14 protein-coding genes and 1 pseudogene are annotated in these 17,020 nt (G+C 48.2%); 10 read left to right on the top strand and 5 right to left on the bottom strand.

The window, feature by feature from the left end; genetic code table 11:
• The first annotated feature begins 141 nt into the window (after positions 1-141).
• Complete coding sequence (locus tag FS628_RS17780) at positions 142-1,881, top strand: peptidoglycan D,D-transpeptidase FtsI family protein (RefSeq protein WP_313958615.1); 1,740 nt, start codon at positions 142-144, stop codon at positions 1,879-1,881.
• On the opposite strand, the gene FS628_RS17775 is transcribed toward FS628_RS17780, so the two are convergent.
• Entirely contained in the window at positions 1,860-3,056 is a 1,197-nt protein-coding gene (locus FS628_RS17775; protein ID WP_145323965.1) for an AI-2E family transporter, read from the bottom strand. The genes FS628_RS17780 and FS628_RS17775 overlap by 22 nt on opposite strands.
• Before the next feature lie 174 nt (positions 3,057-3,230).
• Here FS628_RS17775 and FS628_RS17770 point away from each other — a divergent pair, with 174 nt between their 5' ends.
• Positions 3,231-4,634, top strand: coding sequence for a polysaccharide deacetylase family protein (locus FS628_RS17770; protein ID WP_145323963.1), 1,404 nt, complete (start codon positions 3,231-3,233; stop codon positions 4,632-4,634).
• Between the two features lie 96 nt (positions 4,635-4,730).
• Here the strand turns inward: FS628_RS17770 and ilvD are convergent, their stop codons facing one another.
• The 3 genes and pseudogenes from ilvD to FS628_RS17755 all read right to left on the bottom strand — a co-directional run bounded on the left by ilvD (position 4,731) and on the right by FS628_RS17755 (position 8,141).
• Positions 4,731-6,416: a dihydroxy-acid dehydratase gene (gene ilvD / locus FS628_RS17765; protein ID WP_074096200.1), complete on the bottom strand. Its 1,686-nt coding sequence runs from the start codon at positions 6,414-6,416 to the stop codon at positions 4,731-4,733.
• Positions 6,417-6,733: 317 nt separating this feature from the next.
• Positions 6,734-6,976, bottom strand: a pseudogene (locus FS628_RS17760) (KGG domain-containing protein); the annotation flags it as partial.
• Between the two features lie 124 nt (positions 6,977-7,100).
• Positions 7,101-8,141, bottom strand: coding sequence for an acyltransferase family protein (locus FS628_RS17755; RefSeq protein WP_145323961.1), 1,041 nt, complete (start codon positions 8,139-8,141; stop codon positions 7,101-7,103).
• A gap of 223 nt (positions 8,142-8,364) precedes the next feature.
• On the opposite strand from FS628_RS17755, the gene FS628_RS17750 reads away from it, so the two are divergent.
• The 6 genes from FS628_RS17750 to mgrA all read left to right on the top strand — a co-directional run bounded on the left by FS628_RS17750 (position 8,365) and on the right by mgrA (position 13,648).
• On the top strand, positions 8,365-9,330 hold the full coding sequence (locus tag FS628_RS17750; protein ID WP_145323959.1) for a sugar kinase: 966 nt from the start codon (positions 8,365-8,367) through the stop codon (positions 9,328-9,330).
• Positions 9,331-9,418: 88 nt separating this feature from the next.
• The gene (locus FS628_RS17745; RefSeq protein WP_105407210.1) at positions 9,419-10,084 is read left to right on the top strand and encodes a bifunctional 2-keto-4-hydroxyglutarate aldolase/2-keto-3-deoxy-6-phosphogluconate aldolase; all 666 of its coding nucleotides are present in this window, start codon (positions 9,419-9,421) and stop codon (positions 10,082-10,084) included.
• Positions 10,085-10,178: 94 nt separating this feature from the next.
• Complete coding sequence (locus tag FS628_RS17740) at positions 10,179-10,943, top strand: alpha/beta fold hydrolase (RefSeq protein WP_145323957.1); 765 nt, start codon at positions 10,179-10,181, stop codon at positions 10,941-10,943.
• 64 nt (positions 10,944-11,007) lie between these two features.
• Complete coding sequence (locus FS628_RS17735; RefSeq protein WP_145323955.1) at positions 11,008-11,775, top strand: HAD family hydrolase; 768 nt, start codon at positions 11,008-11,010, stop codon at positions 11,773-11,775.
• Positions 11,776-11,821: 46 nt separating this feature from the next.
• Positions 11,822-12,562 carry an NAD-dependent protein deacylase gene (locus tag FS628_RS17730; protein WP_145323953.1) on the top strand — a complete coding sequence of 247 codons (741 nt, stop codon included), beginning with the start codon at positions 11,822-11,824 and terminating at the stop codon, positions 12,560-12,562.
• 78 nt (positions 12,563-12,640) lie between these two features.
• Entirely contained in the window at positions 12,641-13,648 is a 1,008-nt protein-coding gene (gene mgrA / locus FS628_RS17725; RefSeq protein WP_145323951.1) for an L-glyceraldehyde 3-phosphate reductase, read from the top strand.
• 67 nt (positions 13,649-13,715) lie between these two features.
• Here the strand turns inward: mgrA and FS628_RS17720 are convergent, their stop codons facing one another.
• Positions 13,716-14,687, bottom strand: a complete 972-nt coding sequence (locus FS628_RS17720; protein ID WP_260871076.1) for an AraC family transcriptional regulator — start codon at positions 14,685-14,687, stop codon at positions 13,716-13,718.
• Between the two features lie 153 nt (positions 14,688-14,840).
• Here FS628_RS17720 and FS628_RS17715 point away from each other — a divergent pair, with 153 nt between their 5' ends.
• Together FS628_RS17715 and galE are read left to right on the top strand one after the other, a co-directional pair.
• Complete coding sequence (locus FS628_RS17715; RefSeq protein WP_145323949.1) at positions 14,841-16,022, top strand: galactokinase; 1,182 nt, start codon at positions 14,841-14,843, stop codon at positions 16,020-16,022.
• Position 16,023: 1 nt separating this feature from the next.
• Complete coding sequence (galE, locus tag FS628_RS17710; protein WP_017686840.1) at positions 16,024-17,013, top strand: UDP-glucose 4-epimerase GalE; 990 nt, start codon at positions 16,024-16,026, stop codon at positions 17,011-17,013.
• Positions 17,014-17,020: the final 7 nt, after the last annotated feature.

Genomic DNA, 17,020 nt, shown 5'->3' with positions numbered 1-17,020 from the left:
TTAGGTTTACCGGATAATTCCAAGCCTTATCAGCAATAATATGTCAAAACGACAAAAGGTGAGATTTGGATGCATCTCCTTGCAAAACGGCGGATTTATATAGCTTGTATTGTTCTAACCCTTATCTTTGGGTTGCTTATATTGCGATTGGGATGGGTTCAGATCGTTCAGGTGAATCAGACGATGCCTGGATTTCACCGAACAGTACGTGAAATGTCTGTATTGCAGCGTGAACGCGGTGTGATGCTTGATTCAGGGCGGGGACAATTTACGGATTACAACGGCGAGGCATTGACCGGTAAGCTGCAATGGGGATTGATTCTTTTTCCACAAGCAGGTCCATTAGAGAAATTACGCAAGTATGGGGCATTAGAAGGCTCCGAGTTGACAGAGTTGACCGCTATATTACATACAGATCTGGATCAATTGAAGAAGGAATGGAATCAGGAGAATACACCTCATTTCTGGACAGCAGGTTCACATCAGCCTGTTCATTTGTCCGAGGCTCAGATTAAGCGTTTACGTGGTCTGCATCTGCAAGGCGTGGGTATATATCCGATGATGACAAGGTACCTCCATGGGCACACGGGAATGCAGTGGCTTGGTTATGTGGCAGAACAGCCTGAACCTTCCGAAGGACAATCTGGACATCAGGATGAGGTAAGACAGCCTTTTGCCATGAAATCAGGGGCAGCTGGCCTGGAGAGAACACTTGAACCCTTGTTAAGAGGAATTGGCCCTACGCTTGTGTCCCGTATGGTCTCGGGCGGTGGAGAGATTATTCCCGAGATCCAGCCGCGCGTCATCGCACCAGCCAATAGTCATTATCCTTTACGTGTGGAAACTACTGTGGATGGCAAGTTACAGCGTGGGTTGGAGCAGCTGACAGAAGAGTCTGGATTACAAGAAGGGGCTGTTGTTGTACTGGATGTCGCTAACGCAGATGTTCGTGCCATGATATCCCGCCCTTTCTATCAGCCGCAACATGTGGACCCCATACAATCAGCCTGGGGGAATCGTGCAGTACAGGGAGCCGTACCAGGTTCCATTTTTAAAATTGTCACTGCCGCTGCCGCTTTGGAGTATCATGCGGTTGCTAATGGAGAAGAGTTCCATTGTGGTGGCGAATATAGAAAGTATGGACTGTCCTGCTGGAAGGAGCATGGGCATGGGGACTTGAATCTGGAGCAAGGATTCGCAGAGTCTTGTAACATCGTATTTGCAGAAACGGCACGCAGGCTTAGTATGGAGCAACTGGAGCAGACGGCAGATCGTCTGGGACTCGCGCGTCCGATTGGCTGGGAGGGTGAGCAGCTGGCAGGAATGCCGGTGCTGCGGCACTTTGATCATGAAGATCACGGGCGAGTCAGAACAGAAGCAGTTTCATCGACGGATGAAGGCGCCAAAATACAGACAGCAATCGGTCAGCGAGATGTCTTGGTCACACCTTTACAAGCCGCGAATCTGATCGTGACATTGTTGCATGATGGGAAGGTTAGTGCCCCGCGTCTTGTTGAGCGAATCCGGTATGCCGATGGTGGCACCATGCTGAAGATGCCTTTGCATGATTCGCCTTCAGCATCAGGACAGATTGCTCCCGCAACGGCACATACACTGCTGTCCTGGATGGATAAGGTAGTTCGTGAGGGCACAGGAAAATCCCTGCAGCGTGCACGATGGCATGTTGCAGGGAAATCGGGTACCGCCCAGGTACAGAAAAATGGGGAAAAACGCAACAACCAATGGTTCATTGGTTATGGACCGATAGAACACCCCAAGTATGCAGTGGCTGTGCTTGTCCAGAACGTCTCGCCTGACAGCCATCATCAGGCTACGGCTGTATTCAGGAAAGTCATGGACTATTTGGCTGAGTCTTCGTGATTCTTCCCAGGAACGGGAGGTTGTACCGTTGACTCGGCAGAATGGGCTGAGGCTGTATTTACGGGTGGGTCCATGACTAGTGGAGAAGACTCAAATTCATCTTTGGGCAGGTGAATCCACTTTTGCAGGTACCCTTGTTGTAACAGTTCTTTCAGAAGGATCAGGAGCACTGGGGATAACACAACACCGGCGAGACCGAAGATCGAAAGGGAAATCAGCATAAACGAAAGCATCAAGTATGCCGAAGATACACCGATCGAGTTCCCCGATATTTTAGGTTCCAGCAATTGTCGTGTCAACATCGTGACTACCAGAATTACAATCAGGCCGATGGCCAGGCTACTATTGCCTATAATGAACAAGTAGACGATCCATGGAATGAATACAACAGGAACGCCAAGCAACGGTACCAGATCGAAGACCGCGCAGATGGCTGCAATCGTAAATGCGTTGGAGGTTCCCAAAATCAACAAACCTGCATAAATCAATACGAACGTAATGAGCATCATGATCATCTGTGCCTTCAGATACGAGCGGATCGTCTTGAACACGTGATTTCGCATGAATTCGATAGCTAACTTTAATGTTTTTGGCGTTTTTGCACGGGCAAACTTGCGCCAGGATTCGATCTCGATACTGAGAAAGAATGCCAAAATAATCGCAATTCCGAAGTTCGTAATAAACGAAGAGAATGAACTGAGGAAGCCGACGACGAACTGTGCTCCACTGGTTACCCATTTGGACAGGAAGCCGGTAAGTGTTGCAAAATATTCGTTCACTTTTTCCATAATCCCATCAGGGAGAGCATCTGACTTGTCTTGAATGAACAGCACCAGATTGGTGAATTCACGCTGTATCATTTCAATGTACACGGGGAAATTATCTTGAAGATTGGAAATTTGTGAAATGATAATTAAGCCTACCCCAAAAAATGCAGCGACAATCAATGCAAGAAACAACAAGACGGAGATGGCTGCTCCAAGCGTCTTGGGTAATCCTTTGCGATGTAAAAATTTGGCAAGTGGTTCGATCATCCAATATACGATGAATGAGAGAAAAACTGGCGCAGCCAATTGATATAATTGACTGAAACTGTACATTATCACATACACGGTTAATACGAGTAACGCGATATCGAAGACGGTGCGCCCGTATTTTTTGTAAAGCGGCAGCATGGACATGGCTCCTTTGAAGGCAATCATTAGAATGTATTTATTGTACACGATAGCTAACTTTTTGGGAAAACAGGATTCAAGAAAAGTCTGAATTATGATAAAATTAAAGGCGGTTTATTTTAGATAGTGCCATTGTGCACCGTAATTCAGCATGAGAAGTGGGGAGCTCGCAACATGACAACGATACTTCATAGTATTTTACTGTGGTTATTGTATCTATCATCTTTTTACGCCTTTATTCCAAGTTTGATTAGCAGGCTTTTCGGTTTTCGTGTGTTCAGACGGGGGAGAAGTGATACACAGTTTGCCTTAACCTTTGACGATGGGCCTGATCCGTACTATACACCACGACTGCTTGATCTGCTCCGTCAGCATCGAGCGAAAGCAACATTCTTCGTCGTTGGAGAGCATGCGGCGAGTCATCCGGAACTCATTCAGCGGATACATGAGGAAGGTCATCTTATTGGCATTCATAATTATATTCACAAAACGAACTGGCTCATGCGGCCTCGTACTGTTCGTAACCAGATCCAGCGAACAGGTCAGATTATCCATGAAGTAACCGGAGTGAAGACTTGTTATTATCGTCCACCTTGGGGAATTATGAATCTGTTTGATTTTTTCAGTAAGAAAGAGCGAAAGATTGTACTGTGGTCTTCCATGTTTGAGGACTGGAGAAGCCGAGTGGGTGCCCAAAGATTGACCGAACGGATGCTGAAGGAACTAAGAGGCGGAGAGGTCATGCTGCTGCATGATCGAGGAACAACCCTCGGTGCTGATGCACACGCGCCGGAGCAGATGCTTCAGGCGCTGGATGTCGTCTTGCAGGAGGCCGAACGGTTAGGTCTGCAAAGTGTACGCGTCGATACGTTGATGGGAGGTGTTACAGTGAGCGAAGCTCAGAACAAGAATCAACCACAGACACCGTTGAAGCGATGGAAACGAATCGTTGTTGCCTTGTGGTTGGGTTGGGAGAAGTTGTTCCACTGGGTATACCATCTACGGACGGCTTCGCCAGAAGATCCGATGCTGCACTTCCGATCTCGTGTATATCACGGAGCGCGAGTGGAGATGAATGACGGCCATGTCATTCAAAACGGAGATCCGGTAATTGAACTGCATTTTGACAATCAGAAATTGTTCGAACTTGGAGTGACATCACGCTCTAGTATGCATTTGGCTATTCGCATGATCCGCACCATGGAACAACAATTGCCGGATTTGGCGCGTATGGTAACACTTGACCCTGAACTACGTTCTGCCAAGGCTATATATGGTGTGAGCATGATTAACAGAGGTCCGGAAAAGTTCGGATTTACCATTCGGGAGTTGCCTCCCGGACCTTTCAGTGCGGCTTCCAAAGTATACTTGAAGCTATTATTAAGTGTAATTCATCCGGCGGGGACTAAACGTCTGAAACAACGTACAGAACAGTTGGTACCCAAGATGATTGCCATGCCGCTGGAGATACTGTTGGAACGTTATGGTCAGCATACGATGATGGTGGCAGCAACGGCAGAAGAGTCCAGAGAAGGTTCACTTGTGATCGAAAAAGAAATAATTCCAGAGCGGAACTAATAAAAGAAAAGGGTTGCCCTTCGCCAAATTTGGCAGAAGAGCAACCCTTTATTAATTTGCCAGTTTCCTTTAGGTTCAAGTAAAGGATCGCGTGAATTAGATACTCAGTACGCCACCGTTGCTTGCATTGGTAACCAGTTTGGAATAACGAGCCAGGTAACCGGTTTTCACTTTCGGTTCAAAGCCTTTCCAACCAGCGCGACGACGTTCAAACTCTTCGTCACTGATGTGCAATTCGATGATACGGTTGTTCAGATCCAGCTCGATGATGTCCCCTTCTTCAACAAAGGCGATTGGACCACCTTCAGCTGCTTCCGGAGAGATATGTCCGATACTGATTCCGCGGGATGCGCCGGAGAAGCGTCCATCGGTGATCAGACCAACTTTGGCACCCAATCCCATACCTACGATCTGGGAAGTTGGAGCCAGCATCTCAGGCATACCTGGTCCGCCTTTTGGTCCTTCATAGCGGATAACGACAACATGTCCTTCTTTTACTTTGCCGTTAGCAATGCCTTCGAGCGCTTGCTCTTGGGAGTCAAAGCAGATGGCAGGACCTTTGTGGTATCCACCAACCGAAGCATCAACTGCACCAACTTTGATGATAGCGCCTTGTGGTGCAAGGTTACCAAACAATACAGCCAGGCCGCCTTTTTCGGAATGCGGGTTATCCAGGTGGTGAATGACATTTGTATCCTGAATTTCTTTTCCTTCAACGTTCTCACGGATCGTTTTACCCGTTACCGTAATGCAGTCACCATGAATAGCGCCTGGTTTCTTGAGCAATTCGTTCAGCACTGCGCTTACGCCGCCTGCATTGTGAACGTCTTCGATGTGAAGATCGGAAGCAGGTGCAAGTTTCGCCAGATGCGGAACGCGGTTAGCTACTTCATTGATGCGCTCGATTGGATACTCGATGCCCGCTTCATGAGCCAGTGCCAGCGTGTGCAGTACTGTATTCGTAGATCCGCCCATCGCCATATCCAGTGCAAACGCATTATCGATCGCTTCTACAGTAACGATATCACGTGGTTTTAGATCCATTTTAATAAGTTCCATCAGTTGTTTAGCAGATTGTTTAACAAACTCACGACGCTCAGGAGCAACAGCCAGGATGGTTCCGTTACCTGGCATAGCCAGTCCCATCGCTTCAGCCAGACAGTTCATGGAGTTTGCAGTAAACATACCGGAACATGATCCACATGTTGGACAGCCGAACTGTTCAAGTTCAAGCAAGCTCTTATCATCGATTTTACCGGCTTGGTAAGCACCTACGCCTTCAAATACAGAGGTCAGGGAGAGAGCTTTACCATTGCTGTCACGACCGGCTTTCATCGGTCCACCGCTGACAAACACGGTAGGGATATTACAGCGGAGTGCACCCATCATCATGCCGGGTGTAATTTTATCGCAGTTCGGGATACATACCATGCCGTCGAACCAGTGTGCAGATACAACGGTTTCCACGGAATCCGCGATAATGTCACGGCTTGGCAGCGAGTAACGCATACCAATGTGTCCCATGGCAATTCCGTCATCTACACCGATGGTGTTGAATTCGAATGGAACGCCACCGGCTTCACGAATAGCATCCTTTACAATTTTACCGAATTCCTGCAGGTGAACGTGGCCGGGCACGATATCGATGTAAGAGTTACATACGGCAATAAATGGCTTGCCGAAATCCTCTTCTTTAACGCCCGCTGCGCGGAGCAAACTCCGGTGCGGTGCACGGTCAAAACCTTTTTTGATCATATCGGAACGCATCTTCTTGGCTGACATGGTGTGTTTCCCCCCAAATATATAATATTGAGCAACATGAATGGAAAAGTAAATGGCAGTGCATCTGTCGTTTAATTTCATCCGTACTCTAAAAAAAGATCGGCAAGCCGGTGTCGAGCTCCCCGTAGTTTGTGAAATTCTTTGCTGCTTTAAACCCGTGAACACCCGGTTTTTCTATTGAGTCTATCACAACCGTCGTCATATTTCTACAATCAATAGAAAGAAGCCTCAAACCATTTTCATGGAATTAGACTTCTTGATTTGCGGGAAAGCTATGATTACGTTTTTATGTGGCGAGCGGGATTCTGTTAGTTACTTCCGCCTTTGCGTCCAATCTCACGATAGAATTCCTTATTATGGGTTTCTGAGGTTGCTTCTCCGCCTTTGCGTCCAATCTGCTTGTAAAAGTCAGTGTCATGGGCATCCGAAGTCGCTTCTCCGCCTTTTTTTCCAATCATCTGATAGAAACTTCGATCATGGTTCTTGGAAGTCGCTTTGCCACCTAATCTGCCGGCTTCTTCACGACTCATTTTGCGTTCTGACGTCGGTTGACGTGCCATTACAAATCACTCCTTACAACGATAAGTTGTTTTTTGTAGCGCGTATCCCTAATTTACCACATCATTTCCAGCCTGAAACAACATCACCAGATTGGAACCGATGAGAATGAGATCCGTCAGCGTGTTAGGCCGACCGTTTGAACACCTCATGCCGATTGAGAGAAAAGCGGGATATATCCGGTTCTATTAAGGGTTTGAACGCGTGACGTACAACCGGTAGAGCCAGTGTGACTGCGAATAGTACGGCGATGAGAAGTATGACTGGAATATACGCCGAGCTTCCCATATAACTGTAGACTCCAGACCAGATCGCGAGACGAACGAGAAACCCATGCAGCAGGAATACATAGAGCGTGCGTCGTCCAAGGTCCGTCAGTCTGGAAGTTAAGGAAGGTACCCATGCCAAGAACAGTGCTGCTGATGCGATCTCCAGCAGGTAGATACCAAGTCGGAAGATGCCGGCATACCATTCGTGATGGCCCAGTTCAGCGTACGTCATGCTGCCGAGTAACCATCCTGATGAAATATTTAAACCGCCATATCCGATCCATACCAACAGTGCAGCGGAGAGGACGGCTGCAGTTTTTCGCCCCCAACCGGATAGTAAGCGAGAACGGATGGATGCTCCATAGTCATAACCGATGATAAAAAACGGCAAGAACACAAACGTACGACTGAAGCTGAGCCAGAACCCGTCGATAGGCAAATACCCGGCAATTACACCGAGCACAATCGAACCGATCAACCGATACATCGGTTTCCATGAGATCGTAAGACGTAGCAACAATCGCCAACAGAAATGACTCGCAAGAAACCATAACAGCAAGTAAGGTGCGAAGAAGGATAGCCGCATATGGGGTGTGTGGAACACGGTAAAGTCCATCAATGCGTACAAGGACTGAAACAGTACATATTGTAAGGCAATCTGCTTCAGGACGTTTCGTCCAGGCGCACCTTGGAGTGAGTGGGTCGCAAAATACCCGGTTACCCATACAAAGAGTGGCATGTGAAACGTATATATCCACAGGAACAGAGCTTCCGCGCCTGCAAAGCGTGTGATGAGTGGTTCAAGTGCATTACCTGCAAGGACACAGACGATAAGCATAAAGCGCAGATTGTAAAAGAAAGATTCCTGATCATCCCGGATCAGTGTCTGATTTTTCATGGTGTAGCCCCCTTGTAGACCCTTATTGCAAAGGCCGTTTGCATCTGTAATAAGGGTAATATGGATGTACATTCTCTATTGTGATTTAATTCACATTAGTAAGCGTTATCTTTTCTAAAAGCTGTGACAACAAAATGAACGCAACGGGATTGACAACGGTTGCATAGAGGATGACAATAGTAAAAGAAGATGAGGAAATGTAAATATAAGGAGGGAAGAAATCATGTCAACGAGTCCCTATCCAAGCCCGGAGATTATTACATTTGGGGAAAGTATGGGTTTGCTGACTGCCAAGGATACAAGAGGGCTGGAATATGCAGCCACACTGGATAAGTCGTTCGGGGGTGCTGAGAGCAATCTGGCTATTGGCGTATCCCGCCTGGGTCATACCAGTGGTTGGTTTGGACGCTTGGGCAATGATCCGATCGGCAGTATGATTCTGAAAGCCATTCGCGGTGAAGGTGTAGATGTATCCCGAGTACGGTTAAGTGATCACGAGCCCACCGGTTTGATGATTCGTGAGAACGCTTCCGGGAAAGCCTCGGTGCATTATTATAGGAAGCTATCCGCTGCAAGTGCGATTACACCTGATGATCTGGATCCCGATTATATTGCCGGTGCAAAGATATTGCACGTTACAGGTATTACCGCAGCGATAAGCCCGTCCGGACTTGCTACGGTGGAAGCCGCAATACATATTGCCAAACAGGCAGGTGTGAAAGTAAGCTTTGATCCGAATCTGCGTCTCAAACTATGGTCAGCAGATGAGGCGCGTCCAGTCATACTGCGTCTGGCTGAACTGGCGGACTACTTTTTACCGGGTCTGGATGAGATGAAACTTCTATATAACGAAGAAAATGATCAAAAAGTACTTGAGCGTCTATCTGTCATGAAGGCCGTGTGCATCGTGAAGGGTGGCCCTGATTTGACCTACGTATTGGCGAATGGTACCCTAACGGAAGTTCCGTACTTTAAGGCGGATCATGTTCTGGATACGGTGGGGGCAGGAGATGGATTCTGCGCGGGATTTTTATCTGGTTTACTTAAAGGATACTCCCCGCAGGAAGCAACCCGTCTCGGTAATTTGACCGGTTCCATGGTAATACAGGCTGTTGGCGATTGGGAGGCGCTTCCGACGTGGGAGCAGGTCGAGGCCAAGCTGAACAACGTTGCCCATGTTGAGCGCTAGTCGCTGCTGAAATCATATATGTCTCATCTTCGTTCTGAAATGTAAGGCTTGTATACACAACCACCACATTGACAAGGGAGAGAATGAAATGAAGAAGCTTCAGCTGTTGCAAAAGATTACGGACAATGGGGTTGTGGCGGTTCTGCGTGCAGATTCTGCTGATCAAGTCATTGCCATGGCCGAGCAAGCGATTGCGGGTGGCATTAAAGTTATCGAGATTACGATGACGGTACCCAGCGCCCTTAAAGCCATTGAAAAATTAAGCCGTGTATACCATTGGAACACACAAGATCCAGAGAAATTTGCGATCATTGGTGCGGGAACAGTGCTTGAACCGCAGACTGCGAGAGCAGCGATCATGTCGGGTGCCGAGTTTGTAGTCGGACCTTCCCTGAACCCGGATACCGTTCAGATCTGCAACCTGTATCGAATTCCGATTCTGCCTGGTGTGATGACGATTGCTGACGTTCAGCGAGCATTGGAGCTTGGTGTGGACATTGTGAAGTTGTTCCCGGGCAACCTGTATGATCCTTCGATTATCAAAACGATGAAGGGCCCTATGCCGCAGGCGAATTTTATGCCAACTGGCGGGGTATCCTTGTCTAATCTGGGGGATTGGATCAAGGGTGGAGCAGTCGCTGTAGGGATAGGCTCCGACTTGACATCGGAAGCTGTGAAGACGGGTGACCTGAGTCATGTCCGTCGCAGAGCGGAACAATATATGGATGCTTACCGCAAGGCCAAGGCTGAATAATATTTTTTCAATTCGTAGAAGGGGAGCCTGATGAACGAAGGCTCCCAATTCTGTGAGCCGCGGCACCTGCGGAAGTGAAGAAAGGTGATTAACGTTGAGAAATCGGTATAACACAGGGCGCAAGAAGAGGGGCATCGGGAAATTCCTGCTCGTACTTCTGGCGCTCATTGTCATTGGTTGTGGATTTGTTGCGTGGAAATTATTCACACCATACGGTCCACAGGAAACAGCTCAAACAGCCATGGAAACAGCCAATCAGGTGACGGTGAGCGAACAAGAGAACTGGATTGATTTTGTGCCAGACAAACCGACTGGGAAAAGTGTACTTTTCTATCCTGGTGGACTGGTGAAACCGGAAAGTTACGCACCACTTGCGCATGAGTTGGCCGCTGCTGGTCATCACACCATTATTGCCAAAATGCCGGTCAACCTGGCAGTGCTCAAGCAAAACTTGGCAGATGAGATTCTAGCCGCCTATCCGGACGAACAATTTGTTATGGGTGGACACTCTCTCGGCGGGTCGATGGCTGCACGTTATGTAGCCGCACATCCTGATGCACTTCAGGGCATCTTCTTTCTGGCATCCTACCCGGATGAAAAAGGAAGCGTAAAGTCACTGGGAATCTCTGCTTTATCCATTCTGGGTACTAAAGATGAGGTTGTGAATATGACCAAGTATCAGAGTGGACGCATGTATCTTCCAGAAGACACGGTATATTACACCATTGAAGGTGGAAACCACGCCCAGTTCGGTGATTATGGTCCTCAAAAAGGGGATGGCGAGCCAGAAGTGAGCGGAGAAGAACAGCTGAATCAGACCGTCAAGACAGTTCTGGGCTGGTTAAGTAGTATTAAGTAGATTTTGATTATTTTGCATTAAGGGCTGTATGCATGTATAGCATAACTTGATGGAGGTGATACGGATGACTATGCTTCAAGTGCATGGAGCGCAGATCCCATGTAAAGCTATCCTGTTCGATAAAGATGGTACATTACTGGAATTCCTCCAGCTATGGGGGCCGTGGGCAGAGACGTTGCTGAGTCAGTTACAAGCACGTATGAATGAGCTTGGAGCTTCATTTACGGTTGAACTGGAGCATGTTCTGGGCACCATCCATAATCCAGAAGGTCATATTGTTGGCTATGATCCGCAAGGCCCGCTGGCCATTGCGACTGTTGATGAGTGCACGGGATTGCTTGCTGGGCAGCTATATGCGGCAGGCATGCCATGGAATGAAGCGATCACAACGATACGCCAATTTTCAAGTGTGGCCATGCGAGAGGTTAGGCAGAGGAAACTGGCTGAACCGATGCCAGGATTGCTAGCTTTCTTGCAGAGTTGCAGGGCAGCAGGCATACCACTGGCGGTCGTCACTTCTGACAGTACAGCGGCAGCAGAAACACATCTGGACTGGATGGGAATCCGTTCCCTTTTCACATCCATTGTGGGCTGTGATCGGGTGACTAAGGGCAAACCGGATGGAGAAGCAGCACTTTTGGCTTGCCGTGAATTACATATCGATCCTGCGGAGGCCATCGTAATTGGAGACAGCAATGGGGATATGCAGATGGGGCGGCACGCAGGCGTATCTTATACGCTCGGTTACTGTCCACAGTCAGATCAAGGATCTCATCTGGTTGATGCCCATGCCATTATTCGTCATTATAATGAGCTAAGCGTGATTATATAAGTCACCCTGGCTTGGTTTTATATAGTAAACAAAAGGAGGAGAGAGGATGAACGCAACAGAACAACTGGCTGCCTGGATTCAGGAAAGCTCCCGTATTGTTTTTTTTGGAGGGGCCGGGACTTCAACGGAAAGCGGGATTCCCGACTTCCGCTCGGCTGCGGGTCTGTATCAGACGGAGCAGCATTCACCTTATCCACCGGAAGAATTGTTAAGCCGACATTTTTTTGATCAACATGCCGATATCTTTTATGATTTTTATCGAGGCAAAATGCTTCATCCAGATGCAGAACCTAATGGGTGCCATCGGCTATTAGCCCGTCTGGAGCAGGAGGGAAAACTTCAGGCAGTCATCACGCAAAATATCGATGGACTGCATCAGAAGGCAGGCAACAGCAATGTTTTTGAGCTTCACGGCTCAGTTCATCGTAATGCCTGCATGGATTGCAAGCAGTTTTATACGCTGAATGATATTATGCAATCCCAAGATACCGTACCTCGCTGTACCGCATGTGGTGGTGTAATCAAGCCGGATGTGGTTCTTTACGAAGAGGAACTGGATCAGACGACATTGTACCGCTCCATTGATGCACTGTCTTCTGCAGATCTGTTACTCGTGGGAGGCACGTCACTGACGGTATATCCAGCGGCTCAGTTAATTACGTATTTTCAGGGAAAACATACCGTTCTGCTCAACGCTACACCTACCGCTTACGACCGCAGGGCGGATTTGCTGATTACAGAGCCGATTGGTGAGGTAATGAATAATGTGGACCAGCTTCTTGGTTAAACGTATGGACTGAATAACCGCATTCTCCGGCATAGACCGGACACAAGAGGCGGAACCTGGGGAAAGAAGGGATTCATAATGGTCTACGTAGCAAGCGATACTCGCTATGAAACGATGAAATATAACCGTGTTGGGCGTTCAGGTTTGAAACTACCAGCGATTTCACTGGGGTTGTGGCATAATTTTGGCGGTATTAATAACGCTGAGAATGGCCGTAATATGATTACCCGTTCATTTGATCTGGGCATTACCCATTTTGACCTTGCCAACAATTATGGCCCGCCGGCAGGTTCTGCAGAGCAGCTATTTGGACAAGTACTGGCCCAGGATCTGAAACCTTATCGTGATGAACTGGTGATCTCCACCAAAGCGGGATATTATATGTGGCCCGGGCCGTATGGCGAGTGGGGTTCACGCAAAAATCTGGTATCCAGTCTGAATCAGAGCTTGAAACGTATGGGCCTGGATTATGTGGATATTTTCTATTCTCATCGTTATGATCCCGAAACGCCTTTGGAAGAAACGATGATGGCACTGGATCATATTGTTCGTTCGGGCAAAGCACTCTATGTAGGGATATCTAATTATCCCGCAGAGCAGACGAGAGAGGCTGCCGAAATTCTGAAAAGTCTGGGAACACCGCTACTAATCCATCAACCGAAATACTCGCTGTTGGAGCGTTGGATTGAAGGCGGGTTGCAGGATGTGCTGGATGAGTATGGAACAGGCAGTATTGCGTTCTGTCCATTGGCACAGGGTGTGCTTACGAACAAATATTTGAATGGCATCCCGGAAGATTCACGCGCCAAAGGGCCGTCAGTATTCCTGAATGAGAACAACATCTCTCCAGAGACACTCCGCAAAGTGCGTGCGCTAAACCAGATTGCAGCGGCCCGCGGTCAGAGTTTGGCCCAATTTGCACTCTCCTGGGTTCTGCGCAATGGCAGGGTAACTTCTGCGCTGATTGGGGCAAGCCGTCCTTCCCAGATTGAAGAGAATGTGGCTGCACTTAGCCAATTGGATTTCTCTACAGAGGAATTGGAACGTATTGAATCCATTCTCTCTCCGGAGCCTGATGACAAATAAATAAAGTGTAAAAGGTGCATCTTAGCCATAATGGCGGAATGCACCTTTTTTCGTTGTGATATATTGTTCACCGTTTATTTTGTAGGGCGTTCTTCTGTAACCCCTGTGCCGGACGGGACAGTATTTTCTCTCGATACAAGCTGGGTGCTTCACCATGAAATCGTTTGAACTGTTTGGAGAAATACAGTGCGTCAGGTAGTCCAACCGATGCAGAAACCTGTTCAATGGACAGATCTGGGCGTTCTCGGAGCAGTTGACGCGACTTGTCGATCCGCAGTTTTAGCAGATAGGTAACTGGGGAAAGCCCGGTTTCCTGTTTGAATATACGGGATAGATAGGCACGGTTGTATCCAAGACTCGCAGACATTTGTTCAATGGAGACAGGATAGGCATACTGGGTGGACATATATTGAATCATCTGTTTCACCGTACGCCGGATGGAGGATTCACCTGGAATTAAGGTTTGGCCCTGCGAAAGGTGATTCTGTGCTTCAGCTAGAATCATATATAGCGTACCCAATGATGTGAAATGAGAGCTTTCTTTGCGCTCGGCAAAAGCATCCTGCATCACGGATAGCCAATCGGATATTCCACAGGATGGTCCGGCATGAAAAACGGACTTTTCCGGGCGGAATCCGGCTTCTTCGGTATGTTGGCCAGCCTGGCTGCCCGTGAAGGCGATCCAGCGGTATTGCCATGGGTTGCGGGCATGAGACTGGTAACTTACCAGTTGCCCGGGATGAATGAGGAAACAATCCCCTGCGGATAACTCGTAGGTGTGCAGTTCGGTACGGAACGTACCCGCCCCTTTTTCTACATAATGCAGCAGATAATAATCATACAGTTTGGGTCCGAGGGCGTGACCCGGAAGTGTCTGGCTTGCCCCGGCAAACAGGACATGCAGTGCTCCTTGTTCATAATAGACGGGATTGGAGGCAACCGAATAACTGAGTGCTCCGCTTTTACCGGAAGGTGGTTCCTGAATTTTGGCTATAGAAGGTGCAAGGGAGTCTTTCTTCGAGTTTGAGTGATCTGCCATGGTCATTTCCTTCTTTCTGGGATGCTCCGATCATTATACGCCTTAAGGTCACATTTATCCATATGAAACACACATGGTTGCATTACAAGAGGCACCGCTTTCTTATATAATAACATTAAGAAAACCACAACAACGAGGCGAGGTGCACCAGCAGTGAACGTAACTGAATTGAAACAAAAGTTTATTGAGAAGTACGGAGAGAGTGGAGCGGACATCCGTGTGTTTCATGCCCCGGGGCGTGTGAATCTGATCGGTGAGCACATTGACTATAACGGTGGATACGTGCTTCCGGCAGCATTGGAATTCGGGACAACATTGATTATTCGTGAGCGTCAAGACAACCAATTGCAACTGGCTTCCACGAACATGTCCTATGAAGGGGCACTGGTTACCTCCACAATAGGTAAGGAGAAAACCGGAGAATGGATCGACTATCCAGTTGGCGTCATGGTTGAACTGCAAGGCAAAGGCGTGAATGTAACGAAAGGGTACGACTTCCTGTACCATGGGGAGATTCCGAACGGGGCAGGACTTTCATCATCTGCATCTCTGGAGGTACTTACCGGATTCGCGATTCAGTCTCTGGAGGGTGTGTCGGATATTGATACGGTTCAACTGGCGCTTCTGTCCCAAAAGGCAGAGAATGAGTTCGTCGGCGTCAACTGTGGAATCATGGATCAGTTCGCTGTTGCAAACGGTGCTCAGGATCACGCGATCCTGCTGATGTGTGACACACTGGAGTACGAAAAGGTTCCTTTCCGTACAGGCTCCTACAAATTGGTGATCGGGAACACGAACAAACGTCGCGGTCTGGTGGATTCAGCTTACAATGAACGTCGCTCCCAATGCGAGCAGGCACTTGCCATCTTAAAGGAACAGCTGCCTGCACTGAATTACCTGGCTCAATTGACGCCAGAGCAGTTCGTAACACTACAGGATCAGATCAAGGATGAGAAAGTAAGACAGCGTGCACAACATGTCGTGGAAGAGAACGCACGTGTTCTCGCATCGGTGGAGGCATTGCGGATCAATGATCTGGAATCCTTCGGCAAGCTGATGAATGCTTCACATGAATCGCTTCGCGACTTGTACGAAGTAAGCTGTGATGAGCTGGACGTTATGGTTGAAGAAGCTCAGCGGATTCCAGGCACGCTCGGTGCTCGGATGACTGGCGCAGGATTTGGCGGTTGTACCGTATCGCTTGTACATGAAGACGATGTCGAGCGTTTTGTAAGCGAAGTGGGCGCGGCGTATGAAGCGCGTACCCGTCTCAAAGGTGATTTCTATGTATGCGGCGTAGGCGACGGTGTTAAAGAATTGAAGGAGGCGAAGTAAAATGGCAATTTTGGTGACAGGTGGAGCAGGGTATATTGGGTCTCATACGGTAGCAGCATTGTTGGAACGTGGAGAAGAGGTTGTGGTACTGGATAACCTACAGACAGGGCATCGTGAGGCGTTGCTTGGCGGTAAGTTGTATGAAGGGGATCTGCGTGACAAAGAAATTCTGGCGAAGCTGTTCGCTGAGAATTCAATCGATGCAGTCATTCACTTTGCAGCCAACTCACTCGTAGGCGAGAGTATGAAAGACCCGGTTAAATATTATGACAACAACGTGTTTGGTACACTCTGTCTGTTGGAAGCGATGAATGCAGCGAACGTACGCCGCATCGTCTTCTCCTCTACAGCAGCTACCTACGGTGAGCCTGAGAAAGTGCCAATCGAAGAGAGCGATCGTACAGAGCCAACCAACGTATACGGAGAAACGAAGCTGATGATGGAACGCATGATGTCATGGTTCGATAAAGTTCAGGATATCAAATACGTTTCCCTGCGTTACTTCAATGCAGCTGGTGCTCATGACAGTGGTAAAATTGGTGAAGATCACCAGCCAGAGAGTCACTTGATTCCACTCGTACTGCAAACAGCTTTGAAACAACGCCCGCACATCGCCGTGTTTGGTGACGACTATGCAACAGAAGATGGAACATGTATCCGTGACTACATCCACGTGAGCGACTTGGCTGATGCGCATCTGCGTGCAGTAGATTATCTTCGCAAAGGTGAGAACAGTAATGTGTTCAACCTTGGTAATGGTACAGGATTCTCGGTAAAACAAGTGATCGAAACAGCCAAAAAAGTGACTGGCCTCGATATCCCGGTTGTGCAGGAGCCACGTCGTGCAGGTGACCCGGCTGTGCTGGTAGCTTCATCTGCAAAAGCGAGATCTGTCCTGGGCTGGAATCCGAAATGGACCAATCTGGAAGATGTTATTCAAAGCGCTTGGAGCTGGCACCAATCACGTCCTGACGGCTACGGAAAAAACTAGGAGGCGA

It is taken from the genome of Paenibacillus xylanexedens (assembly GCF_007676705.1).
Lineage (GTDB): Bacteria > Bacillota > Bacilli > Paenibacillales > Paenibacillaceae > Paenibacillus > Paenibacillus xylanexedens_C.
This window is presented reverse-complemented; position numbering and strand designations above follow the sequence as displayed.

What these genes read in the sequence shown, in the direction of transcription:
- FS628_RS17730 (WP_145323953.1), top strand. Translation starts at nt 11,822, where the DNA reads ATGAACGCAACAGAACAACTGGCTGCCTGGATTCAGGAAAGCTCCCGT.
- mgrA (WP_145323951.1), top strand. Translation starts at nt 12,641, where the DNA reads ATGGTCTACGTAGCAAGCGATACTCGCTATGAAACGATGAAATATAAC.
- galE (WP_017686840.1), top strand. Translation starts at nt 16,024, where the DNA reads ATGGCAATTTTGGTGACAGGTGGAGCAGGGTATATTGGGTCTCATACG.
- FS628_RS17770 (WP_145323963.1), top strand. Translation starts at nt 3,231, where the DNA reads ATGACAACGATACTTCATAGTATTTTACTGTGGTTATTGTATCTATCA.
- FS628_RS17745 (WP_105407210.1), top strand. Translation starts at nt 9,419, where the DNA reads ATGAAGAAGCTTCAGCTGTTGCAAAAGATTACGGACAATGGGGTTGTG.
- ilvD (WP_074096200.1), bottom strand. Translation starts at nt 6,416, where the DNA reads ATGTCAGCCAAGAAGATGCGTTCCGATATGATCAAAAAAGGTTTTGAC.
- FS628_RS17720 (WP_260871076.1), bottom strand. Translation starts at nt 14,687, where the DNA reads ATGGCAGATCACTCAAACTCGAAGAAAGACTCCCTTGCACCTTCTATA.
- FS628_RS17775 (WP_145323965.1), bottom strand. Translation starts at nt 3,056, where the DNA reads ATGCTGCCGCTTTACAAAAAATACGGGCGCACCGTCTTCGATATCGCG.
- FS628_RS17755 (WP_145323961.1), bottom strand. Translation starts at nt 8,141, where the DNA reads ATGAAAAATCAGACACTGATCCGGGATGATCAGGAATCTTTCTTTTAC.
- FS628_RS17750 (WP_145323959.1), top strand. Translation starts at nt 8,365, where the DNA reads ATGTCAACGAGTCCCTATCCAAGCCCGGAGATTATTACATTTGGGGAA.
- FS628_RS17735 (WP_145323955.1), top strand. Translation starts at nt 11,008, where the DNA reads ATGACTATGCTTCAAGTGCATGGAGCGCAGATCCCATGTAAAGCTATC.